The sequence below is a fragment of the Mycobacterium sp. 1482292.6 genome (assembly GCF_001672995.1).
Lineage (GTDB): Bacteria > Actinomycetota > Actinomycetes > Mycobacteriales > Mycobacteriaceae > Mycobacterium > Mycobacterium europaeum_A.
Genome location: NZ_LZKV01000077.1, coordinates 1 through 23,184, shown reverse-complemented (window position 1 = coordinate 23,184; position 23,184 = coordinate 1). Strand labels below are relative to the sequence as shown.

Below are 23,184 nucleotides of genomic sequence, written 5' to 3'. Positions count from 1 at the left end.
CCAGGCGCTGCTGGAGCTGACCGACTACGCGCCCCTACCGCTGCGCGAACCGGTCCGCTCGCTGGTGTGGGTGCGCGGTCGCCTCCAAGAGGTACACCCGACGGAGATCCTCGACATGCTCGACCTGATCGCCGCCGAGTGCCCGAATCCCGCCCTGCTGGGCATCGACACCCCACGCTGCAGGCCCGGCGGCGGCGACGAGCCGCGCTACACCCTGTTGCGGCTCGAGACCGCCTCGGTGGTCGTCACCGACACCACCGGCGCCGAGCCGGTCAGTGTGGCCGACCTGCTGGACGCCCGCCCGGATCCGTTCTGCGCGCTCGAGTCGAGCCTGCTGTGGCACCTGGACACCGCCCACAGCGACGTCCTCGCGCGGCTGGTGTCCCGGCTGCCCGCGCCGCTGCGGCGCGGGCACGTCCGGCCCTTGGGCCTGGACCGCTACGGCGTCCGGTTCCGTGTCGAGGGCGACGATCGCGATCACGACGTCCGGCTGCCGTTCCATAAGCCGGTCGACGACATGACCGGCCTGAGCCAGGCGATCCGGGTGCTGATGGGCTGCCCCTTCATCAACGGGCTTCGGGCGCGCGGCTAGCCGAGCGCGCGGCGCACCGGCGCGACCGAGCGCCGGCCACGTACGTTTACTCGGGTGAACGGCGAGCGCGCACCCCAGCCTCGGCGCCCGCTTGGGCCGCCCGGGCCACCGCGCCCCGAGCCGCCGCAGGTGATCCACCGCCACGCCGGCCCGCCGCCGTCGCCGACGGCGGAGACCCAGCCGCTGAACCGGCCGAGGGCGCGTCCCGCCGCCGTGTCGGCGCCCGGGGCGGCGGCGCCGTCGCGACCTCAGGCCCCGCGCACGTCACCCAAGCGCCGCAAGCGCCGCTGGCTCCGGACGGTGCTGTCGATCCTGTTGGTGGGGGCACTGCTGCTCGGCGCGGGCGCCGTCGCCGGGGCCATCTGGTTCGACACCAAACTGCACCGCGAGGAGGTGCTGGCCGACTATCCGGACCGGCCCGCGGCCGGCCGGGGGACCAACTGGCTGGTCGTCGGATCGGACAGCCGCCAAGGCCTCACCGCCGAGCAGCAACAAGACCTGGCCACGGGCGGCGACATCGGTAACGGGCGTACCGACACGATCCTGCTGGTTCACGTGCCGAGCATCGGATCCGCAGCGCAGACGTCGATGGTGTCGATACCGCGCGACTCCTACGTGCCGATCCCGGGGCACGGCAAAGACAAGATCAATGCCGCGTTCGCGATGGGCGGTGCGCCGCTGCTGGTGCGGACGGTGGAGCAGGCCACCGGATTGCGCCTCGATCACTACGCGGAGATCGGGTTCGGCGGGTTCGCCGGCTTGGTGGACGCGCTGGGCGGGGTGACGGTGTGCCCGACGACGTCGCTCAACGACCCGTTGGCCGGCATCGACCTGCCTGCGGGTTGCCACACCCTCGACGGGCGCAACGCGCTGGGCTACGTCAGGTCCCGCGACACGCCCCGCGCCGACCTGGACCGGATGGTCAACCAGCGTCAGTTCGTGGCGGCGCTGCTGCATCGGGCCGGGAGCCCCGCGGTGTGGCTCAACCCGTGGCGCTGGTATTCGGTGCCGCGGGCGGCCACCGACGCGCTGACCGTCGACCGCGGCGACCACGCCTGGGATCTGGCCCGGCTCGGCTGGGCGCTGCATGGGTCGACCACCACCATGACCGTGCCGATCGGCCAGTTCACCAGCGGTGACGCCGGCTCGGTGGTGGTGTGGAATCACGATGCGGCCAAGCGGTTGTTCCAGGCGCTGGCTTCCGATGCGCCGGTGCCTCCCGCCGCGGCGGACGAACCGCAATAGCGGCCGGGCTAGCCGCTGCCGTCGCCGGCGCGGTTGCCCTGCAACCACGCCTTGGTGCGACCGGGGTGGTGGGTGGCGAGCCAGGCCACCCCGACGTCGCGGCAGAAATCGATGTCCTGGTAATCGTCGACGTTCCAGCAGTAGACCGCCCTGCCCTGGGCGATGGCCCGGTCGGCGAGCTGGGGATACTCCTTCAGCGTCGACAGCGAAGGCCCAACGGCGGTGGCGCCGATAGCGGTGGGCGCGCCGCTGGTCAGGTAACGCCCGGTCTTGCCGAGCAGCACCGTGGGCAGCAGCGGGGCGGCCCGCCGGATCCGCCAGACCGCGGACGCCGAAAACGACATGACCACCGCACGGGACCGGTCAGCCGACGCGGGCGCGGCGATGCCGAACCGATGCAGCGATGCGAGCAGCTTGGTCTCGACCAACGACCCGTAGCGGACGGGGTGCTTGGTTTCGATGAACAGCTTCACCGGGCGATGCCAATCCAGCACCAGCGAGACCAGCGCGTCCAGCGTCAACAAGCTGGTGTCGCCGTGCGTGCCGTCCTCGCGCCAGCTGTCGTGCCACGCCCCGTACTCGAGCTCACGCAGTTCGGCGAGGGTCATGGTGCTGACCAACCCCGCGCCGGTCGAGGTCCGGTCCAGCCGGCGGTCGTGCACGCACACCAGGTGGCCGTCACGGGTGAGCCGCACATCGCATTCCACGCCGTCGGCGCCTTCTTTGAGCGCGAGGTCGTAGGCGGCCAGCGTGTGTTCGGGCCGCGCCGCCGAAGCGCCGCGGTGGGCGACGACATAAGGATGCCCGGCGAGCACCTCGTCGGCCCACGTCATACCCCTATGCTGCCGGTTCCTGCCCCTTCAACTCAACTGGGTCGGCCGACGCCGGCGCGGCGGGCCCGTCATCGGGAACCGCGACCCAGCGATGCGCGGGACGTGCGACGGGTTTGCGCTGGAATCCCTCGAAGACGCGGGTCGCGGCGGCCAGCGTGGCGGCCGCCAACAGGTACGCGAAGACCATCAGCACGGTGTTGTTGGCGATGCCCTGGGCGTCGGTGGCGAAGCTGGTCGCGATGGCGGCGATGGACACGGCGTAGCTGCAAATCCACGCCACCCACCACTGCAGGATGGTGCCGCGCAGCCGGGCGTAGTGCTCCTCGAGCAGCGCCAGCTCGATCACGTACACCGGGGCCCACAGCAAATTGGCCAGCGGCACGACGCAACCGGCCCACAGCGCCCGCGTGGAGCGCGGCTCGGGCAGACCGTGATGGGCGAAGACGGCGGCGCGGCGCGCGATCATCCAGCGGATCAGCAGCACGCCGGCGGCGATCACCGCCGCACCGGCGCCCACGCTGGCGAGCACGCCGAGCCAGTCGGCGCCGATGGCCACCCACGTGTTCAGCAAGGTGTTCCGGTTGATCACCAGCAGCACGTAGCGCACCACGTAGACCAGGGCGGCGATGCTGAGTACCAGCACGCCCACAAAGGACGCGGTGCGAACGATTTGCGCCGACGGCCCGGACGGCGCGGCCGCCTCAGCCGCCGCAGGCGCCTGCTCGACCCGGTCGGCCAAACCCCAGCGCGGGATCACGGTGTAACGCGGCGTGGGTCCGAGGGGACGGCGCCCGCGTCGCACCGGCGGCGCGGCACCGGGGCGCACCGCTATCCAGCGATAGCCGGGCGGTAGCCGCGGCGGCGTGCGCTGCCAGCCGGGCGACCTCGAAGGGCGGGCCGGAGCCGGGGCCCCCGGCGCACTCCAGCGCGAATCGGCAGCGGGGCTGTCCGGCGAGGGCGCCAGCAGGGCTCCGCGGCAGCGGGGACACCATTCGCGTTGCCGGTCACGCACGTTCCAGCGGGTGCCGCACTGGGAGCACACCTGGATCACCGGACCAGACTAACGCCGTCTCGGTGCGGGCCTCGGGACCGCCGGCCGCGGGCCCGCCCGGCGGCCGTCGCCGTCGGTCGCGGGGAGCGGGATCGGCAACCCGCGCGGCGCCGCCGACTATCCACAGTTTCCACAGGTTTATCCACATAGACCCACGGGGTATAGAAAGCATCGCTACAGCCTCTGGCGGCTGACCGTGGTGTGACTGTGGATAACACCCGGCGTTGTCAGGCACGCCATAGACAGCCCGGAGCGGTCGTTGAGCGAAATGGATTGCCTCACTAAGCACCCGTGCGAGCAGCGCGTCCGGCCGAGGATCAACCCCGCGCCCGGAGCGGGCGTTGGAGCCCGGCCGCCTTCGCCAAGCCGCAGTTCAGCGCGATATTTCTTCAGCCCGCCACAAAGCGCTATGATCGCGTTCGCAAAAAGTGTTTGTGACTCACCTCACTGACGCGAGGTGACCGGGGGTGAAAGGCGATTGATGGCCACGCATTCGTTCGGTCCGGGTTCACCGGGCCCGTCGAAGTCGTACTGCGGCTCCCCGGCGTGGAATCACAGCTACAGCATCGCCGCGCTGCGCGCCGGGCTGATCGCCCTGGCATTGCTGGCCGTGCTCGCGGTCATCGTCTTGTTCTGAACTACCGCATAGCGGGTATTCGCGTTCCGGCTCACAAGGGTCGTTCTTGCGGAGCGCGCGGTCATGGAGCAGGGTTGATAACGGCCGGCCGCCGCGAGGCGGCGCCGCGCGACTGAGCGTCAAGACGATAATCGAAGAAAGGAATGCCGTGGCTGAATACACCCTGCCCGACTTGGACTGGGACTATGCAGCGTTGGAACCGCACATCTCCGGGCAGATCAACGAGATCCACCACAGTAAGCACCACGCCACGTACGTCAAAGGCGTGAACGACGCTCTGTCCAAGCTCGAAGAGGCCCGCGCCAACGAGGACCACGCTGCGATCTTCCTGAACGAAAAGAATCTCGCCTTCCACCTGGGCGGCCACGTCAACCACTCGATCTGGTGGAAGAACCTGTCGCCGGACGGCGGCGACAAGCCGACCGGTGAACTGGCCGCCGCGATCGATGACGCCTTCGGATCCTTCGACCGCTTCCGCGCGCAGTTCAGCGCGGCCGCCAACGGGCTGCAGGGTTCGGGCTGGGCGGTCCTGGGCTACGACACCCTGGGCAGCCGGCTGCTGACCTTCCAGCTCTACGACCAGCAGGCCAACGTTCCGCTCGGCATCATCCCCTTGCTGCAGGTCGACATGTGGGAACACGCCTTCTACCTGCAGTACAAGAACGTCAAGGCGGACTACGTCAAGGCGTTCTGGAACGTCGTCAACTGGGCGGACGTGCAGAAGCGGTACGAGGCCGCGACGTCGAAAACCCAGGGCCTTATTTTCGGCTGACTTCATTTCGATCGGCGGGGGCGTCGCGCGTTGCGCGGCGCCCCAGTCGTTTGTCCGGCCCTCGCTCGACCGCGTGAGTAGGTCTGCGCCGCTGACCGTGTCGTGTTGCACGGCGCCTAAACCGCAGGCATGCTTAATTATTCGGACTTGCCAGTGTGGTTGTTCCAAGCGGAGTCATCGCGCGGAGGTCGAGATGGAAACTGGGTCGGACGGGCCTATCGGGGTGTCCCCGTTCCATTCTCGTGGTGCCTTGAAGGGGTTCGTGATCTCCGGGCGGTGGCCCGACTCGACCAAGGAATGGGCCCAGCTCCTCATGGTCGCCGTCAGAATCGCGTCGCTGCCCGGATTGCTCTCGACCACAACGGTGTTCGGTGCGCGCGAAGAACTTCCGGACGAACCCGAGCCCGGCACGGTTGGCCTGGTGCTGGCCGAGGGCACGGTGTTCGGTGAATCCGCCATCCAGCCAGGCTATTTCGCGGAGCATCAGCCGCCGGCTCTGCTCATGTTGCACCCGCCGTCGGAAACCACGCCGTCACTGCCCGAATGCACCGGCGCGGCATCGGGATGCGTCTTGCTGCCGGGACTGCCCTATCTCGGACTCGAGCATCGTGCGGCCTGGGTGGAGGCCGAGGCCGACGGGACCATCACCTCGATGGTGAGCCGGGTCGGCGTCGACCCGATCAGCCACCCCGATACGGCGATACTGGCGATGCTGCTCGCCGCGTAACGAAATGCCGGTGTGCGCCGCGCTTTCGCTGCCCGCGCGCGAATCGCGATTCGCCTTGCCCGACGCTGGCGTGACCGTCTGCACCCGCGCGGCCCGTTTCCGCAACCGCGGCCCCATAGACGCTGCGGCGCCGCAGAACCGTCGACGCAATCGGGACGCTACCAGCGGTATCCGGCTAAGTTAACGACGCCTCGACCACCGGCGGCCGGGGCCGCACGCCGGGCACGCGCGACCGTCGCGCAGGCGTTTTTCCCACTCGACAGCAAAGGATGGGCTACATCGCCCCGGATTGCCGGCCCGTTGCGGAGCGATCGCCCAGCACGTTGCGGCATATTATCGCACCCGTCAGCGCGCGGTTCGCCCGCCACCTTGGAACGAACCTGCAATTCTGCGGATAACCTGTGAGTTCCAAGTATTTAGTGGACACCCCAGCGAATCAGTTAGACGCTCGTCAAGTGGGGAGTTGGCAAGCGTCAGCTATGCCGGTCGGGAATCCCTTGGGGTTTGCACCTGGTTACGGTCACCAAGCCTCGCTACCATGATCAGCAAATACACCTAGGTAATAGTTCACTTCTACAGCCCAGTGGAGGTCATATCAATGAGCACGACGTTCGCTGCTCGCCTGAATCGCCTGTTCGACACGGTGTATCCCCCGGGACGCGGGCCGCACACCTCCGCGGAAGTGATCGCGGCGCTCAAGGCGGAGGGCATAACGATGTCGGCTCCCTACCTCTCCCAGTTGCGTTCCGGCAACCGCACCAACCCGTCGACGGCGACCATGGCCGCTTTGGCCAATTTCTTCCGCATCAAGTCGGCGTACTTCACCGACGACGAGTACTACGAGAAGCTCGACAAGGAACTGTCGTGGTTGGCCACGACGCGCGACGACAATGTGCGCCGCATCGCGGTTCGCACGGCAGAGCTGTCCCCCGAGGCGCAGCGCGAGGTCATGGAGCGAGTCAACGAACTGCGCCGCGCCGAGCACTTAGACGCCTGACGTCCACGCCGGGCACCGGCCGTCGAGCCTGCCCTGGAGGGCTGCCGCCCGCCCATTCCGATTAGGGTTGGCTCAGCGGATCGCGCAACCGCGAGAGCGATAGACAACGATTGCCAGCGAGATCACCGGGAGGCGGCCGGGAATGGGCCTGTTCCGCAAGCGAAAGAGCCGCGCGACGCGTCGCGCCGAAGCCCGCGCGATCAGGGCCCGCGCGAAGCTCGAGGCCAAGCTGGCCGCGAAAAACGAGGTGCGCCGCGCCAAATCCGCTCAGCGGGCCGAGAGCAAGGCGCTGCGCGCGCAGATCAAGGCGCAACGGGACCGCGACCGCAACGCCCTGAAGGTCGCGGAGGCCGAACTCAAGGCCGTGCGGGAGGGCAAGATCTTCTCACCGACGCGGATCCGCCGGGTGCTGACGGTGTCCCGGTTGCTCGCGCCGATCCTCACGCCGCTCATCTACCGGGCGGCGGTCGCGGCCCGCGCGCTCATCGATCAGCGTCGCGCGGATCAACTCGGCATTCCGCTGGCGCAGATCGGCCAGTTCTCCGGTCACGGCGCCCAGCTGTCGGCCCGCATCGCGGGGGCGGAGAAGTCGCTGCGCACGGTGCAGGACAAGAAGCCCAAGGACGCCGAGACCAAGCAGTTCGTCTCCGCCATCGCCGAGCGGCTCAGCGACCTGTCGGCGGCGGTCACCGCCGCCGAGAACATCCCGGCCGCGCGCCGCCGGGCGGCCCACGCCGCGATCTCGACGCAGCTCGACGGGATCGAGGCGGATCTGATGGCCCGCCTCGGACTGAGCTGACCTCTCGCAGGAAAGGCGGCACTCCGGCATGCCCGTCCACCGCAGGTGGGTCTCACGCACGCTGACGGCGCTCGTTGCGGCGGCCGCCCTCTATCTCGGGTCGGCGGCCCAGCCGCCCGCCGCCTGGGCGCACGTGCACGCCAGCAGCGACAACGCGGTGCGCGGGGCCATGGCGATCGTCACGTTCCAGGTGCCCAACGAGTCGAACAACGGGGCGCTCACCACCGCGCTGACCGTCACCCTTCCCAACGTGCCGTCGGCGCGCACCGAAAGCCAGCCGGGCTGGACGGCCCGGCTCGACCGCGACGCCGCGTCGGGCACCGTGCGCTCGGTGACGTGGACCGCCGCCCTCACCGGCGGCATCGGGCCAGATCAATTCGCCCTGTTCCGGCTGTCGGTCAAGCTGCCCGACGCCGACACCGTCAGCTTCCCCGCCGCGCAGAGCTACTCCGACGGAACCGTCGTGAAGTGGGATCAGCCGCCGCTGCCGGACGGGAGCGAGCCGGAGCACCCGGTACCCACGCTTACCCTCGCCACCGGAGCGGCGGCACCGCATCAACACCACGGCTCCCCCGGCCCCCCGCCGACCGGGCCCACTGTCGCCGATAACACCGCCCGGCTGCTGGGCGGCGCCGCTCTGGTGGTCGCCGCCGCGGGCATCGCGATGGCACTGATCCGCCGGCGGGCATGAAGCGCCTGGCGGTTGGCGCGTGCGTCGGCGTCATGTTCCTGATCGCCACGTTGACCGCGCCGGCCGCGTCGGCCCACGCCACCCGCTTGGCCACCGATCCCGCAGCCGATGCAGCGCTGGCGACGGGCCCGCAGCGGGTGAGCGCCACGTTCAACGAGCAGTTGCAAACCACGTTCGCCGCCATGACGGTGGTCGGGCCCGACGGCAACGTGTGGTCCACGGGAGAGCCCACGGTGCAGGGCGCGGTGGTCGGCATCGCCCTGCGGCCACTCGGGCCGGCCGGAACGTACGCGGTGAACTACCGCGTCACCTCCGCCGATGGCCACGTGGTGTCCGGATCATGGTCGTTTCGGCTCACGGTGCCCGGCACCGGCACGCCCGGTCCCCCCGCGGCGGCCCCGGCGGGCGGCGGTACCGTCCCGGTCTGGCCGTTCGTGGCCGTCGCAGTGGCGCTCGTCGCCGGCGGCGCCTGGTGGGCGGCGCGGGGCAGGCGCTGAGTACGGCCAGCGAGGCGCCCCGACGCGTCCTGGCATGATGGGACCTTGAACCCGGTGAGCCAGGGGAACGACGACAGAGGAAGCTCAAGGAGCGGCCGCATGGCAGACCCGCAGGACCCAACCAACAGCGCACCTGACGCCGCCGGCATCCCGCCGGAGAAGACACCGCCCGCCAAGGCGGTGAAGAAGACCGCGAAAGCGCCCGCCAAGAAGGCCCCTGCGAAGAAGGCGCCCGCCAAGAAAGCGCCGGCCAAAAAAGCACCCGCCAAGAAGGTGCCGGCCAAGAGCGCCGAACCGGCGCCCCTAAAGCCACCCGAACGCCCGGCCGAGCAGCCGCTCGACGTCGCGCAGCGGGCCGAAAGCAACGGCGACCTCACGGCCGCCGCCAAAGATGCTGCCGCGCAGGCGAAGTCCACCGTGGAGGCCGCCAACAATCCCGTCGCTCCCGCGATCGCCGGTCCTGCGGCGGGTCAGTCCCCGGTGCCCCTGATCGTTGCCCTGGCCGTCAGCCTGCTGGCCATCCTGCTCATTCGCCAGCTGCGTCGCCGCTGAGCGGCGGACGTCTAACGTGTCAGAAGTGACGGTGTCATTCCGGCCGACGGCCGACCTCGTAGACAGCATCGGTCCCGACGTACGCAGCTGCGACGTGCAATTCCGCCAGTTGGGCGGCCGGACCGAATTCGCCGGCCCGATCAGCACCGTGCGGTGTTTTCAGGACAACGCGCTGCTGAAATCGATCCTCTCGGAGCCCGGCGGCGGCGGGGTTCTGGTCATCGACGGCCACGGTTCCCTGCACACCGCTCTGGTCGGCGACGTCATCGCCGAGTTGGCCCGTACCAACGGGTGGGCCGGGCTGATCGTCAACGGCGCCGTGCGCGACTCGGCCACGCTGCGGGGCATGGACATCGGCATCAAGGCGTTGGGTACCAATCCCCGCAAGAGCACCAAGACCGGTGCCGGCGAGCGCGACGTCGACGTCACGCTGGGCGGGGTGACGTTCACCCCGGGCGAGATCGCCTACAGCGACGACGACGGAATCGTCGTCGTCGCCGCAGACTGACGCGCTAAACCGCCACCGGGGCAGGCTTTTTCGCGAACTTCAAGCCTTCATCGTCGACCCTGCCGCGCCGGATCGTGCGCATGTCGAAGAAGTAGTTCTGTTTGAGCCGCCACGGCGCCCGCGACCCCGACTTCGGCAGCAGGTGCATCGACCGCCGGAAGTAGCCGGGAGTGAAGTCCATGAACGGCAGCTCGTCGACATCGCTGCCCGGGTGCTGCGGCTCGACGAAGTCAAAGCCGTTGGCATCCATGTAGTTCAGCAATCGGCACACGAACTCCGAGACCAGGTCGGCCTTCAGCGTCCAGGACGCGTTCGTGTATCCGAAGGTGATCGCGAAGTTGGGCACACCGGAGAACATCAGCCCCTTGTAGGTCATCAACGAGGTCAGGTCGATGTCCTGGCCGTTGCGGGTCGGCTTCACCCCGCCCAGCAACTGCATGTTCAATCCCGTTGCGGTGACGATGATGTCGGCCGACAGCTCCTCACCCGAGGTGAGCTTGATGCCCGTCTTGGTGAACCGGTCGATGGTGTCGGTGACGACGTCGGCCTTGCCGTGCCGGATGGTCCGGAAGAAGTCGCCGTCGGGGGCCAGGCACAGCCGCTCGTCCCAGACGTTGTAGCGCGGACCGAAGTGCTTTTCGACGTCGTAGCCCGCCGGCAGGCGTCGCTGCGCCATCGTCATCAACGTCTTGCGCATGTAGCCCGGGGCCTTGCGGGACAGCTGGTACTGGAAAGTGCTGAACGCGATGGCCTTCCAGCGGTTGGCCATGTGCGCGAGGCGCTCGGGCAACAGCCGGTTGGCCTTCTCGGCGAACGGATCGACCCCGGGCAGCGACCCGATGTAGGTCGGCGACCGCTGCAGCATGGTCACGTGGCCCGCGCCCGAGTTCACCAGGGCGGGAATCAGGGTGATCGCGGTGGCACCGGATCCGATCACGACGATCCGCTTGCCCGCGTAGTCGAGGTCCTCCGGCCAGTGCTGCGGGTGGACGATGGTGCCGCCGAAGTCCTCGGAGCCCGGGAAGGTCGGCGAGAACCCCTCGTCGTAGTTGTAGTAGCCGGTGCAGGCGAACAGGAACGAGCACGTGATCTCGCTTTGCCGGCCGTCACTCTCGACGGTCACGGTCCAGCGGTTGTCGTTGTCGGACCAGTCGGCGGCCACCACCCGGTGGCGGTAGCGGATCTTCGGCTCGATCTTGTTCTCGACGGCGGTCTCCTTGATGTAGGCCTTGATCGAGGCCCCGTCGGCGATGGACTTCGCCGAGCGCCAGGGCTTGAACCGGAAGCCCAGGGTGAACATGTCCGAGTCCGACCGGATGCCCGGGTACTTGAACAGGTCCCAGGTTCCGCCGAGGTCGGCGCGGCGTTCGAGGATCGCGTAGCTCTTTGTCGGGCAGCGTTCCTGCAGGTGCCAGGCCGCGCTCACGCCGGAGATGCCGGCGCCGACGATGAGGACGTCGAGATGCTCAGTCATGAAGCCAACGCTATCAACACCGTGTTGAGCCAGTCAACAGCGTGTCGAAACTCTCAACAGCGTGTAAAGTAGCGGCCGTGACTACCGTCGGTTCCGCCCGCACCCACCGGGGCAGGCGTTCGGCGCGCCCGTCCGGCGACGACCGTGAACTGGCCATCCTGTCCACCGCCGAACAACTGCTGCGGGAGCGCCCGCTCGCCGACATCTCCGTCGACGACCTGGCCAAGGGTGCCGGCCTGTCCCGGCCGACGTTCTACTTCTATTTCCCATCCAAGGACGCGGTGCTGCTCACCCTGTTCGAACGGGTCATCATGCAGGCCGACTCCGCGCTTCAGACCATGGTCGCCAACCCGCCCGCCGACCTGAAAGCGTTGTGGCGCATCGGGATCAACGTGTTCGTCGAGACCTTCGGGGCGCATCGCGCGGTGTCACTGGCCGCCGACGCGGCGCGCAGTAACAAGGACGTCGACGACCTGTGGTCGCGCTTCATGCAGAAGTGGGTGGACCACATCACCACCGTGATCGAAGCCGAGCGCGCCCGCGGCGCGGCGCCGGTGACGCTGCCGGCCCGCAACCTGTCCGCGGCGCTGAACCTGCTCAACGAGAAGGTCATGCTCAGCTCGTTCGCCGACGCGCGGCCCTCGGTGCCCAGCGAGCAGTTACTCGACACGCTGGTGCACATCTGGGTCAGCAGCGTCTACGGCGGCGCCTGCTGAAACTCAGCTGTCGGCGCCCTGTGCGAACATATGTTCGTGCAGTGCGATGCGTCCATCCTGCACGCGGACCTGGATTCCTTCTACGCGTCCGTCGAGCAGCGCGACGACCCCACCCTGCGGGGCCGACCGGTGATCGTGGGCGGCGGTGTGGTGCTGGCCGCGAGCTACGAGGCCAAGGCCTACGGCGTGCGCACGGCCATGGGCGGGTCGCAGGCGCGGCGGTTGTGCCCGCACGCCGTGGTGGTGCCGCCGCGGATGAGCGCCTATTCGCGCGCCAGTGACGCGGTCTTCGAGGTGTTCCGCGACTGCTCCCCGATCGTCGAGCCGCTGTCGGTGGACGAGGCCTTCCTCGACGTCGGCGGGCTACGTCGGGTCAGTGGCACGCCGGTCGCGATCGCAGAGCGGTTGCGCGCGGACGTGCGCGAGCGCGTCGGGCTGCCGATCACCGTCGGCGTCGCGCGCACGAAGTTCCTCGCCAAGGTCGCCAGCCAGGAGGCCAAGCCCGACGGGCTGTTGATGGTGCCGCCCGACCAGGAGCTGGCCTTCCTACGGCCGCTGCCGGTGCGCCGGCTCTGGGGTGTGGGCGCGGTGACGGCCGAGAAGCTGCGTGCGCACGGCATCGTGACGGTCGCCGACGTCGCCGAGCTCAGCGAGTCCGCGCTGGGTTCCATGGTGGGCGGGGCGATGGGCCGCCAGTTGTACGCCCTGTCCCGCAATATCGACCGCCGCCGGGTGACCACGGGTGTCCGTCGCCGGTCTGTCGGCGCGCAGCGAGCGCTGGGTCGCGCCGGAAACACCCTGTCCGCCAACGAGATCGACGCCGTCGTGGTCAATCTGATCGACCGGATCACCGGCCGCATGCGCGCCGCCGGACGCACCGGCCGCACCGTGGTGCTGCGGCTGCGCTTCGACGACTTCGGCCGGGCGACCCGATCGCGCACCCTGCCGTGGGCCACGTCATCGACGGCGCCCCTGCTGGCCACCGCGCGCGGGCTGGTCGCGGACGCGGCGTCGCTGATCGCCCAGCGCGGCCTGACGCTAATCGGCTTCGCCGTGTCGGGCATCGACCGCAGCGGCTCCCAGCAGCTGATGCTGCCGTTCGGCGGCGATACCAATCGACTCGCCATCGACGCGGTGATCGACCGCGTGCGGGATCGGTACGGCAAGTCCGCCCTGACGCCCGCGGTTTTGGTCGGCCGCGATCCGGGTATAGAGATGCCGCACCTACCCGACTGACCCGTTTTTCGGTGTTTATTCTAATTATTGTCTGCCACAACACTTTTCGATGATTTGAGGTTCATTTGAATCGGCGTTGCGACGCCGGTTGTGCGGCGGCCCGATTGTTAGGCTGGCGAAAACCCGACCTCGAAAGTGAGCAATTGAATCCGATGCCGCCGCAGCAATCCCGCGACACCGGCCTGCCCCACGAGGGTCTCGTGCTTGGTTACAGCGCGTTACTCGCCCTATCCGCGGGCTTCGTCAACGCCGTGGCGCTGCTGATTTTGGCGGTGCCCGTCGGCAATCTGACGGGGATCACCACGCAGCTGGGCATGCACACCGCCAACCCGTGGCTGTACGAAGGCCACGTGCTCGGCGCGATTTTCCTAGGCTTCCTGACGGGAGCGACCATCGCCGGGGCGATCCTCGCACCCACCGATGGTCTTGCCGGCCCACGCCATGCCGCCGTGCTCTTCCTCGAGGCAGGCTTGCTGGTGCTCGCCGCGGCCGGGGTCGAGGAGACCGTCGTCAGGGCACAGATCAACGCCCTCGGCATCGAGCAGACCGCGGTGCAGGCGCTGCTCGCCGCCGCGGCGCTCGGTCTGCAAAACGGGATGACGTCGAGCTTTCGCGGGATGGCGATCCGCACCACGCACTTCACCGGAACGGTCACCGACCTCGGGCTGATCCTCGGTCGCAGCCGGCTACACGGAATCAAGAACTGGAAAACGGCGATACTGGCGACGACCCTCGTGTTATTCGTCGGCGGCGGCGTGGCCGGGATCGCGTTCGGGGCTCAGCTGGGGGGTTACGCGTTGCTCATCCCGGCCGCGACCTGCGCGACGGTCGGCGCCGCCAACCTGCTGCAGGGCGCCGGACGCAGCGACGACGCACCGGTTCCCCAGGACGCCGAACCGGTGCAGGTCTGAGCGGCGTCTCAATTGGCGGTCCACTCCAGCAGCCGCTCGGCGGGCCAGGTGTTGACGATCCGGTCGACGGGCACGCCCGCGTCCAGCGCGCGCTGGGCGCCATAGCCGAGGAAATCCAGCTGACCGGGCGCGTGCGCGTCGGTATCGATGGTGAACACACAGCCGATCTCCAGCGCCAGGTTCAGCAGCCGGCTGGGCGGATCGCGCCGCTCGGGGCGGGAGTTGATCTCCACCGCCGTGCCGTGGTCGCGGCACGCGGTGAACACCGCCTCGGCGTCGAACTTGGATTCCGGCCGGATGCCGCGATTCCCGGAGACCAGCCGGCCGGTGCAGTGCCCCAACACGTCGGCGTGCGGGTTGGCCACCGCCCGCAGGATCCGCCGGGTCATCGCGGGCGCATCCATCGACAGCTTGGAGTGCACGCTGGCCACCACCACGTCGAGGCGCTCGAGCAGCTCGGGTTCCTGGTCGAGGCTGCCGTCGTCGAGGATGTCGACCTCGATCCCGGTGAGGATGCGCATCGGCGCGAACTTCTCCCGCAGGCCGTCGATCACGTCGAGCTGCTTGCGCAACCGCTCGGGTGAGAGCCCGTTGGCGATGGTCAGCCGCGGCGAATGGTCGGTCAACGCGCAGTACTCGTGCCCCAGCGCCGCCGCGCTGGCCATCATCTCCTCGATCGGCGCCGAGCCGTCCGACCAGTTGGAATGCAGATGCAGATCCCCGCGCAGCGCGGAACGGATGTCACCGCCGCCGAGATCCTCGGCACTGGAACGCAATTCGACGAGAAGATCGGGTTCGCGGCCGGACCACGCCTGGTCGATGACCTTGGCGGTCTTGGGGCCGATCCCCGGCAAGGACTGCCAGCTGTTGGCCTGGCCGTGCCGCTCGCGGGTCGCGTCGTCGAGGCCCTCGATGATGTCGGCCGCATTGCGGTAAGCCATCACGCGCCGGGGGTCGTGGCGGCTGCGGTCCTTGAAATAGGCGATCTGCCGTAACGCCGCTACCGGATCCATGACTCCAGTGTGCCCGCGCGGTGATTGCAAGCGCGGCGAAGCCGGGCGCAGCAGGTCACCGCACGACCTCCGCGGTGATTGCAAGCGCGGCGAAGCCGGGCGCAGCAGGTCACCGCACGACCTCCCCGCTTACAACAGCTGCCCGGCGACGAATCCGGCGAGCAGCACGCTGAATCCGCCGATCTCCCCGGCGATCAGCGCCGTCATCGCCAGCACGAGACGCCCGTCGGCGTTTTCGAACTGGTTGACGGTGTCGCGGCGCGCGCCGTGGCTGATGTAGGCGGCGATGGCGGCCAGGAAGAAGAAGACGACCACCCCCGCCGCCGTCAGGTTCAGCCAGACCGGCCAGGCGCTCAGTTGCACGAACACCGCGAGCAGCAGCGTCGCGAACGAATACAGCAGCGCCGCCCGATGCGCGATGTCGACGTAGGGATGCGCGAGGTGGTTCTCCGACGCCATCATCTCGCGGTATTTCCACACGCCCAGCACCAGCGCGAGCAGGAAGATCAGGCCCGCCGCCAGCAGGGTGATCTTGGTGTCCATTCCGAGCGAGCCGCAGACAGCAGTCATCGTGAGCTTGAGTTTAGTTGTCCTTCATAAACACCGACTAACGTCGACGGCATGCGATTCGCGTTCAAGACTTCCCCGCAGAACACCACCTGGGCACAGATGCTCGCCGTCTGGCAGGCGGCCGACGACATCGAGGTCTACGAGTCCGGGTGGACGTTCGACCACTTCTACCCGATCTTCTCCGACAGCAGCGGGCCCTGCCTGGAGGGCTGGACGACGCTGACCGCCCTCGCCCAGGCCACCAAGCGGCTCCGGGTGGGCACCCTGGTCACCGGGATCCACTACCGCCACCCCGCGGTCCTGGCCAACATGGCCGCCGCCCTCGACATCATTTCGAACGGACGGCTCGAGCTGGGCATCGGCGCCGGCTGGAACGAGGAGGAGTCCGGCGCCTACGGCATCGAACTGGGCAGCATCAAGGAACGCTTCGACCGCTTCGAGGAGGCGTGCGAGGTGCTGACCAGCCTGCTCAGCCAGGAGACCACCGACTTCGACGGCAAGTTCTACCAGCTCAAAGGCGCCCGCAACGAGCCCAAGGGCCCGCAGCGCCCGCACCCACCGATCTGCATCGGCGGCAGCGGGGAAAAGCGCACGCTGCGTATCACCGCGCGCTACGCCCAGCACTGGAATTTCGTGGGCGGTCCGCCCGACGTCTTCGCCCACAAGCGCGACGTGCTGGCAGCGCACTGCGCGGACATCGGCCGCGACCCCAAGGAGATCACGCTCTCGGCCCACCTGCGCCTGGAGCCGGATCTGAATTACGGGAAGGTCATCCAGGACGCGGCCGGGCTGGCCGCCGAGGGCTTGGATCTGGGCATCGTCTACCTGCCGCCGCCGCACGACCCGGCCGTGCTCGAACCGCTCGCCGAGGCGATCCGCGACTCGGACCTATGGGAGCGGTGACTGCGCCTTTGGGGCGGCCCGGCGGAAATCCCGCCGGGCGCATGTTGAGCAAACCCGCGGCGCGCCGCTGAGCGCGCCGAACGGGCGGTCACGCACCGAACAGCAGCAAGTCCTGGGGGGTCACCAAGCGTTCGTGCTTGGCCGGGAACTCCCGACTTTTGACCGGGTGACGCAACCATGACCAGGCGATTCGCCCCATCCGTGACTGAGGTAATGGGTGGATATGCACAAGAATCTCTCCTGCGATCGGTCGTTCAACCGGGAAACCGGTGTGACCCCCATGTGAGCGGGCTCACAACGGGTTATTAGACACCCGGCGGCTGGCAAACAGTGGGAGACGCGCCGGACGAAGTCCGGCGTGTTTCTGGTGTGACTGGTGTTACTACTGAAGCGGTACCGCGGTGGGCTTGACCGGCGCCGGCAGCGCCGTCGACCCCATCAGGAAGCGGTCCGTCGCGGCCGCGGCCGCCCGCCCCTCAGCAATCGCCCAGACGATCAGTGACTGGCCACGCCCCATGTCACCGGCAACGAAGACGCCCGGAACCGACGTGTCGAAATCGGCGCCGCGGGCGACGTTGCCCCGCTCGGTGAGCTTGACCTCGAGGTCGGTCAGCAGGCCCTCCTTCTCGGGGCCGACGAAGCCCATCGCCAGCAACACCAGGTCGACCTCGAGTTCGAATTCCGAACCCTCCACCTTGACGAACTTGCCGTCCTCCATGGTCACCTCGTGCGCCTTGAGCGCCGTCACGTGACCATCCTCGCCGACGAACTCCTCGGTGTTGACCGAGAACACCCGCTCGCCGCCCTCCTCGTGCGCCGAGGACACCCGGTACATCAGCGGGTAGGTCGGCCACGGGGTGGACGGGGCGCGCGTCTCCGGCGGCCGCGGCATGATCTCGAACTGGTGGATGACGGTCGCGCCCTGCCGATGGGCGGTGCCCAGGCAGTCGGCGCCGGTGTCCCCGCCGCCGATGATGACAACCTTCTTGTCCTTGGCGGTGATCGGCGGCTGCCCGTCGGGGCCCAGCACGTCGTCGCCCTCCTGCACGCGGTTACCCCACGGCAGATACTCCATCGCCTGGTGGATGCCGTCCAGTTCGCGGCCGGGGATGGGCAGATCGCGCCCTGCGGTGGCGCCGCCGGCCAGCACCACGGCGTCGAAGTCGGCGCGCAACTGCTCGGCGGTGATGTCCACGCCGACGTTGACACCGGTGCGGAATTCGGTTCCCTCGGCCCGCATTTGGTCCAGCCGGCGGTCCAGGACACGCTTTTCCATCTTGAATTCCGGGATGCCGTAGCGCAGCAGGCCACCGATGCGATCGGCCCGCTCGAAGACGGTGACGGTGTGGCCGGCGCGGGTCAGTTGCTGGGCGGCGGCCAGACCCGCCGGCCCGGAACCGACCACGGCGACCTTCTTGCCGGTCTTCTTCTCCGGCGGCAACGGTCGCACCCAGCCCTCGTCAAAGGCCTTGTCGATGATCTCCAGCTCGATCTGCTTGATCGTCACCGGGTCCTGGTTGATGCCCAGCACACAGGCCGGCTCGCAGGGGGCCGGGCACAGCCGCCCGGTGAAGTCCGGGAAGTTGTTGGTGGCGTGCAGCCGCTCGATGGCGTCGCGCCACCGGTCCCGGCGCACCAGGTCGTTCCACTCCGGGATCAGGTTACCCAGCGGGCAACCGTTGTGGCAGAACGGAATACCGCAATCCATGCAACGGGTCGCCTGCTCGCGCAGGGTCTCGTTGTCGAACTCTTCGTAGACCTCGCGCCAGTCGCGCAACCGCAGCGGGACAGGCCGACGCTTCGGCAGTTCCCGATGCGTGTATTTCAGGAAGCCGCTCGGATCAGCCATGCGCGGCCGCCATGATCGCCTTGTCCACATCCACGCCGTCGCGTTCCGCTTCGGCGATGGCCTGCAGCACCCGCTTGTAGTCCCGCGGCATCACCTTGGTGAAGTGCCGCCGGTGTTGCGCCCAGTCACCCAGAACGCGCTGACCGACAGCGGAATCGGTGGCATCAACGTGCGCCTGAATCATGCCGTGCAACCACTCGTAGTCATCGTCATCCAAGCTCTCGAGCTCGACCATCTCCGCGTTGAGATTGCCTGGGAATTCGCCCTGCGGGTCGTAGATGTAGGCCACGCCGCCGGACATGCCCGCCGCGAAGTTGCGGCCGGTGCGACCGAGGACGACAACCTTGCCGCCGGTCATGTATTCGCAGCCGTGGTCGCCGACGCCCTCGACGACGGCGTGCGCACCGGAGTTACGCACGGCGAACCGCTCGCCGACTACGCCGCGCAGGTACGCCTCGCCGCTGGTCGCGCCGAACAGGATCACGTTGCCGCCGATGATGTTGTCCTCGGCCACGTAGTCCGCCGGCGCGTCGTCCGACGGCCGCACCACGATCCGGCCACCGGACAGGCCCTTACCGACGTAGTCGTTGGCGTCGCCGTAGACGCGCAGCGTGATGCCCCGCGGCACAAACGCACCGAAGCTGTTGCCCGCCGAGCCGTCGAAGGTGATGTCGATGGTCCCGTCCGGCAACCCTTGGCCGCCATAGGCTTTGGTGACCTCGTGGCCGAGCATGGTGCCCACCGTGCGGTTGACGTTGCTGATGGTCGTGGAGAACCGCACCGGCTTCCCGGAGTCCAGCGCCTCGCGGCTCATCACGATCAACTGCTGATCGAGCGCCTTGTCCAGGCCGTGGTCCTGGCGCGAGCTGCAGTACAGGTCCTGGTTCATGAACGCCGATTCCGGCTCGTGCAGAACCGGGGCCAGGTCCAGCCGGTGCGCCTTCCAGTGGGCCCGGGCCAGCGTCATGTCCAAGGACTTCACCTGGCCGACGGCCTCATTGATCGTGCGGAAGCCCAACTGCGCCATGTATTCGCGCACCTCTTCGGCGATGAACATGAAGAAGTTCTCGACGAACTCGGGCTTGCCGGTGAAGCGTTCGCGCAGCACCGGGTTCTGGGTGGCCACCCCGACGGGGCAGGTGTCCAGGTGGCAGACCCGCATCATGATGCAACCGGAGACCACCAGCGGCGCGGTGGCGAAACCGAATTCCTCGGCGCCGAGCAGCGCGGCGATCATCACGTCGCGGCCCGTCTTGAGCTGACCGTCGACCTGAACCACGATCCGGTCGCGTAACCCGTTGAGCAGCAACGTCTGCTGCGTCTCGGCCAGCCCCAGCTCCCACGGCGCCCCGGCATGCTTCATCGAGGTCAGCGGGGTGGCACCGGTGCCGCCGTCGTGCCCGGAGATCAGCACCACGTCGGCGTGGGCCTTGGACACCCCCGCGGCCACCGTGCCGACGCCGTTCTCGGAGACCAGCTTGACGTGCACCCGCGCGGCCGGGTTGGCGTTCTTGAGGTCGTGGATCAGTTGCGCCAGGTCCTCGATGGAGTAGATGTCGTGATGCGGCGGCGGCGAGATCAGTCCCACGCCGGGCGTCGAGTGGCGCACCTCGGCAACCCACGGGTACACCTTGTGTCCCGGAAGTTGGCCGCCCTCACCGGGTTTCGCGCCCTGGGCCATCTTGATCTGGATGTCGGTGCAGTTAGTCAGGTAGTGCGACGTGACGCCGAACCGCCCGGAGGCGACCTGCTTGATCGAACTGCGCCGCCAATCACCGTTGGGATCGCGGTCGAAGCGCTTGACGTCCTCGCCGCCTTCACCGCTGTTGGAGCGGCCGCCCAGCCGGTTCATCGCAATGGCCAGCGTCTCGTGCGCCTCGGCGGAGATCGAGCCGTAGCTCATCGCCCCGGTCGAGAAGCGCTTGACGATTTCACTGGCGGGCTCGACTTCGTCCAGGGGAATCGGGGGATTGATCCCGGCCCGGAACTTCAGCAGGCCGCGCAGCGAGGCCATGCGCTCGCTCTGGTCGTCGACGAGGCGCGTGTAGTCCTTGAACACCTTGTACTGGCCGGTGCGGGTGGCGTGCTGCAGCTTGAAGACGGTCTCGGGGTTGAACAGGTGGTACTCGCCCTCGCGGCGCCACTGGTACTCCCCGCCCACCTCGAGCTCGCGGTGCGCCCGCTCGTCCGGGCGGTCCAGGTAGGCCAGCGCGTGCCGGGTGGCGACGTCCGCGGCGATGTCGTCCAGGGTGATACCGCCGATGGGACAGCTCAAGCCGGTGAAGTACTCGCTGAGCACGTCCTCGGAGATGCCGACCGCCTGGAACAGCTGGGCACCGGTGTAGGACGCCACAGTCGAAATGCCCATCTTGGACATCACTTTGAGCACGCCCTTGCCGGCGGCCTTGATGTAGTTGCTCAGCGCCGCCTTGCGGTCGATGCCCTCGATGACGCCGCGATCGAGCATGTCCTCGATGGACTCGAACGCCATGTAGGGGTTGATCGCCGCGGCGCCGAAACCGATCAGCGCGGCCATGTGGTGCACCTCGCGGGCGTCACCGGTTTCCACCACCAGCCCCACGTGGGTCCGGGTGCGGTCGCGCACCAGGTGGTGGTGCACCCCCGCCACCGCGAGCAACGACGGGATCGGCGCCATCCGCTCGTCGGATTCGCGGTCGGACAAGATGATCACGCGCGCGCCGTCGGCGATCGCCGCCGACGCCTGCGCGCGCACCTCCTCGAGCGCGGCGGCCAGCCCGGCACCGCCCTCGGCGACCGGGTACAGGCAGCGAATCACCTTGGAGCACATGCCATGTGGACGACCGTTGACCTCGTCATCGGGGTCGAGGTTGATCAGCTTCGCCAGCTCGCGGTTACGCAGAATCGGCTGCGGCAGCGCGATCTGGTGACACGAGCGCTCGGTCGGCGTGAGCAGGTCGCGCTCGCCGCCGGTGGTGCCCTGCAGGCTGGTCACCACCTCCTCGCGGATGGCGTCCAGCGGCGGGTTGGTCACCTGCGCGAACAGCTGCTGGAAGTAGTCGTAGAGCATCCGGGGTCGCTGCGAGAGCACCGCGACCGGGGTGTCGGTACCCATCGACCCGATCGGCTCCGCGCCGCTGCGCACCATGGGCGCCACCAAGAGGTTGAGTTCCTCGTAGGTATAGCCGAATATCTGCTGCCGCTTGACCAGTCGGTCGTGGGGCATCCGCTTGTAGTTGCCCTGCGGCAGGTCGTCGAGCGGGACCTGGTTCTTGTCCAGCCATTCCTGGTAGGGGTGCTCGGCGGCCAGCTCGGCCTTGATCTCCTCGTCGGAGACGATGCGGCCCTGCGCGGTGTCCACCAGGAACATGCGGCCGGGCTGCAACCGCATCCGGCGGACCACCTTGGCGGGGTCCAGATCCAGCACACCGGCCTCGGAGGCCATCACCACCAAGCCGTCTTCGGTGACCCAGATCCGCGAGGGGCGCAAGCCATTACGGTCGAGCACCGCGCCGATGATGGTTCCGTCGGTGAACGTGATCGACGCGGGGCCGTCCCACGGCTCCATCAACGAGGCGTGGTACTGGTAGAACGCCCGCCGCGCAGGATCCATCGACTCGTTGCGTTCCCACGCCTCGGGGATCATCATCAACACAGCATGAGCGAGGCTGCGCCCGCCCAGGTGCAGCAGTTCGAGCACCTCGTCGAAACGCGCGGTGTCGGACGCCCCCGGGGTACAGATGGGGAACAGCTTCTCGACGTCGGCTTCGGTTCCGAAGATGTCGGTCTTGATCAGCGCCTCGCGGGCCCGCATCCAGTTCTCGTTACCGGTGACGGTGTTGATCTCACCGTTGTGCGCGACGCGGCGGAACGGATGCGCCAGCGGCCACGACGGGAACGTGTTGGTGGAGAACCGGGAGTGCACGATGCCCAGCGCGCTGGTCAGCCGATCGTCTTGCAGGTCAAGGTAAAACGCCTTGAGCTGCGGGGTGGTCAGCATGCCCTTGTAGACGAACGTCTGACCGGAAAGGCTTGGGAAGTACACGGTTTCGCGGCCGGGACCGTCCTGACCGGGGCCCTTGGTGCCCAATTCGTGCTCGGCGCGCTTGCGCACCACGTAGGCGCGGCGTTCCAGCGTCATGCCGGACGCGCCGGCCATGAACACCTGCCGGAACGTGGGCATCGCGTCGCGGGACAAGGCGCCCAGCGACGAGTCGTCGATGGGCACGTTGCGCCAGCCCAGCACCATCAGGCCCTCGGCCTCGGCGATCTTCTCCACGGCCGCACACGCGGTCGCGGCGTCCTTCGACGACTGCGGCAGGAACGCGATGCCGGTGGCGTAGCTGCCCGGCGGCGGCAATTCGAAGTCCACGACCTCACGCAGGAAGGCGTCCGGGACCTGCAGCATGATGCCGGCACCGTCGCCACTGCGCGGCTCGGCGCCCTGGGCACCCCGGTGTTCGAGGTTCAGCAGCGCAGTGATTGCCTTGTCCACAATGTCGCGGCTACGGCGGCCGTGCATATCGACGACCATGGCAACCCCGCACGCGTCGTGCTCGAACGCGGGGTTGTATAACCCGACGCGCTTGGGCGTCATATGCACCTGACCCTTCACCTGAACGTTCTGCGCGG

Annotated in this window: 22 protein-coding genes; 15 read left to right on the top strand and 7 right to left on the bottom strand. The window is 68.4% G+C overall.

The genetic code is table 11. The features are described 5' to 3' along the window. Both A5624_RS07240 and A5624_RS07235 read left to right on the top strand, forming a co-directional pair. Positions 1 to 592, top strand: a 592-nt coding sequence (locus A5624_RS07240) for a DUF2470 domain-containing protein (protein WP_066860126.1), incomplete at its 5' end; no start/stop codon positions are given. Positions 593 to 646: 54 nt separating this feature from the next. Beyond that, positions 647 to 1,837 carry an LCP family protein gene (locus A5624_RS07235; protein ID WP_066863805.1) on the top strand — a complete coding sequence of 397 codons (1,191 nt, stop codon included), beginning with the start codon at positions 647 to 649 and terminating at the stop codon, positions 1,835 to 1,837. Between the two features lie 8 nt (positions 1,838 to 1,845). Here A5624_RS07235 and A5624_RS07230 read toward each other — a convergent pair whose 3' ends face one another. Together A5624_RS07230 and A5624_RS07225 are read right to left on the bottom strand one after the other, a co-directional pair. Further along, the gene (locus A5624_RS07230) at positions 1,846 to 2,670 is read right to left on the bottom strand and encodes a glycerophosphodiester phosphodiesterase (RefSeq protein ID WP_066863802.1); all 825 of its coding nucleotides are present in this window, start codon (positions 2,668 to 2,670) and stop codon (positions 1,846 to 1,848) included. 4 nt (positions 2,671 to 2,674) lie between these two features. Continuing rightward, entirely contained in the window at positions 2,675 to 3,721 is a 1,047-nt protein-coding gene (locus tag A5624_RS07225; protein ID WP_156748898.1) for a DUF4328 domain-containing protein, read from the bottom strand. 481 nt (positions 3,722 to 4,202) lie between these two features. Here A5624_RS07225 and A5624_RS28505 point away from each other — a divergent pair, with 481 nt between their 5' ends. From A5624_RS28505 to rraA, 9 genes are all read left to right on the top strand, one after another. Continuing rightward, complete coding sequence (locus A5624_RS28505) at positions 4,203 to 4,358, top strand: hypothetical protein (protein WP_165827960.1); 156 nt, start codon at positions 4,203 to 4,205, stop codon at positions 4,356 to 4,358. A gap of 148 nt (positions 4,359 to 4,506) precedes the next feature. Beyond that, on the top strand, positions 4,507 to 5,130 hold the full coding sequence (locus tag A5624_RS07220) for a superoxide dismutase (protein ID WP_066863798.1): 624 nt from the start codon (positions 4,507 to 4,509) through the stop codon (positions 5,128 to 5,130). A gap of 193 nt (positions 5,131 to 5,323) precedes the next feature. After that, positions 5,324 to 5,857, top strand: coding sequence for a peptidase (locus A5624_RS07215; RefSeq protein WP_066863795.1), 534 nt, complete (start codon positions 5,324 to 5,326; stop codon positions 5,855 to 5,857). 598 nt (positions 5,858 to 6,455) lie between these two features. Then, positions 6,456 to 6,854 carry a hypothetical protein gene (locus A5624_RS07210; protein WP_007771864.1) on the top strand — a complete coding sequence of 133 codons (399 nt, stop codon included), beginning with the start codon at positions 6,456 to 6,458 and terminating at the stop codon, positions 6,852 to 6,854. Between the two features lie 142 nt (positions 6,855 to 6,996). Next, the gene (locus A5624_RS07205; protein WP_066863793.1) at positions 6,997 to 7,653 is read left to right on the top strand and encodes a DUF6474 family protein; all 657 of its coding nucleotides are present in this window, start codon (positions 6,997 to 6,999) and stop codon (positions 7,651 to 7,653) included. Between the two features lie 28 nt (positions 7,654 to 7,681). Next, positions 7,682 to 8,344 carry a YcnI family protein gene (locus A5624_RS07200; RefSeq protein ID WP_066863790.1) on the top strand — a complete coding sequence of 221 codons (663 nt, stop codon included), beginning with the start codon at positions 7,682 to 7,684 and terminating at the stop codon, positions 8,342 to 8,344. Continuing rightward, positions 8,341 to 8,841: a copper resistance CopC family protein gene (locus tag A5624_RS07195; protein WP_066863787.1), complete on the top strand. Its 501-nt coding sequence runs from the start codon at positions 8,341 to 8,343 to the stop codon at positions 8,839 to 8,841. The genes A5624_RS07200 and A5624_RS07195 overlap by 4 nt, the downstream gene beginning before the upstream one ends. A gap of 99 nt (positions 8,842 to 8,940) precedes the next feature. Beyond that, the gene (locus A5624_RS29325) at positions 8,941 to 9,393 is read left to right on the top strand and encodes a nucleoid-structuring protein H-NS (RefSeq protein ID WP_066863784.1); all 453 of its coding nucleotides are present in this window, start codon (positions 8,941 to 8,943) and stop codon (positions 9,391 to 9,393) included. 25 nt (positions 9,394 to 9,418) lie between these two features. Continuing rightward, positions 9,419 to 9,901, top strand: a complete 483-nt coding sequence (gene rraA, locus A5624_RS07185; protein WP_066863781.1) for a ribonuclease E activity regulator RraA — start codon at positions 9,419 to 9,421, stop codon at positions 9,899 to 9,901. Between the two features lie 4 nt (positions 9,902 to 9,905). On the opposite strand, the gene A5624_RS07180 is transcribed toward rraA, so the two are convergent. Beyond that, positions 9,906 to 11,375: an NAD(P)/FAD-dependent oxidoreductase gene (locus tag A5624_RS07180; protein ID WP_066863778.1), complete on the bottom strand. Its 1,470-nt coding sequence runs from the start codon at positions 11,373 to 11,375 to the stop codon at positions 9,906 to 9,908. Positions 11,376 to 11,452: 77 nt separating this feature from the next. Between A5624_RS07180 and A5624_RS07175 the strand changes: the two genes are divergently transcribed. The 3 genes from A5624_RS07175 to A5624_RS07165 all read left to right on the top strand — a co-directional run bounded on the left by A5624_RS07175 (position 11,453) and on the right by A5624_RS07165 (position 14,238). Next, positions 11,453 to 12,091, top strand: coding sequence for a TetR/AcrR family transcriptional regulator (locus A5624_RS07175; RefSeq protein WP_066863776.1), 639 nt, complete (start codon positions 11,453 to 11,455; stop codon positions 12,089 to 12,091). A gap of 30 nt (positions 12,092 to 12,121) precedes the next feature. Continuing rightward, positions 12,122 to 13,327 carry a DNA polymerase IV gene (gene dinB, locus A5624_RS07170; protein WP_066863774.1) on the top strand — a complete coding sequence of 402 codons (1,206 nt, stop codon included), beginning with the start codon at positions 12,122 to 12,124 and terminating at the stop codon, positions 13,325 to 13,327. A 152-nt stretch (positions 13,328 to 13,479) separates the two neighbouring features. Continuing rightward, positions 13,480 to 14,238: a YoaK family protein gene (locus tag A5624_RS07165; RefSeq protein ID WP_231997924.1), complete on the top strand. Its 759-nt coding sequence runs from the start codon at positions 13,480 to 13,482 to the stop codon at positions 14,236 to 14,238. An 8-nt stretch (positions 14,239 to 14,246) separates the two neighbouring features. On the opposite strand, the gene A5624_RS07160 is transcribed toward A5624_RS07165, so the two are convergent. Continuing rightward, entirely contained in the window at positions 14,247 to 15,251 is a 1,005-nt protein-coding gene (locus tag A5624_RS07160) for a PHP domain-containing protein (protein WP_066863768.1), read from the bottom strand. Positions 15,252 to 15,380: 129 nt separating this feature from the next. Next, entirely contained in the window at positions 15,381 to 15,821 is a 441-nt protein-coding gene (locus A5624_RS07155) for a hypothetical protein (RefSeq protein WP_066863765.1), read from the bottom strand. 51 nt (positions 15,822 to 15,872) lie between these two features. Between A5624_RS07155 and A5624_RS07150 the strand changes: the two genes are divergently transcribed. After that, positions 15,873 to 16,724: an LLM class F420-dependent oxidoreductase gene (locus A5624_RS07150; RefSeq protein WP_066863762.1), complete on the top strand. Its 852-nt coding sequence runs from the start codon at positions 15,873 to 15,875 to the stop codon at positions 16,722 to 16,724. A 382-nt stretch (positions 16,725 to 17,106) separates the two neighbouring features. Here A5624_RS07150 and A5624_RS07145 read toward each other — a convergent pair whose 3' ends face one another. Both A5624_RS07145 and gltB read right to left on the bottom strand, forming a co-directional pair. Then, complete coding sequence (locus tag A5624_RS07145) at positions 17,107 to 18,573, bottom strand: glutamate synthase subunit beta (protein WP_066863761.1); 1,467 nt, start codon at positions 18,571 to 18,573, stop codon at positions 17,107 to 17,109. Beyond that, complete coding sequence (gene gltB, locus A5624_RS07140; RefSeq protein ID WP_066863807.1) at positions 18,566 to 23,149, bottom strand: glutamate synthase large subunit; 4,584 nt, start codon at positions 23,147 to 23,149, stop codon at positions 18,566 to 18,568. Before gltB ends, A5624_RS07145 begins: the two co-directional genes overlap by 8 nt. Positions 23,150 to 23,184 lie beyond the last annotated feature (35 nt).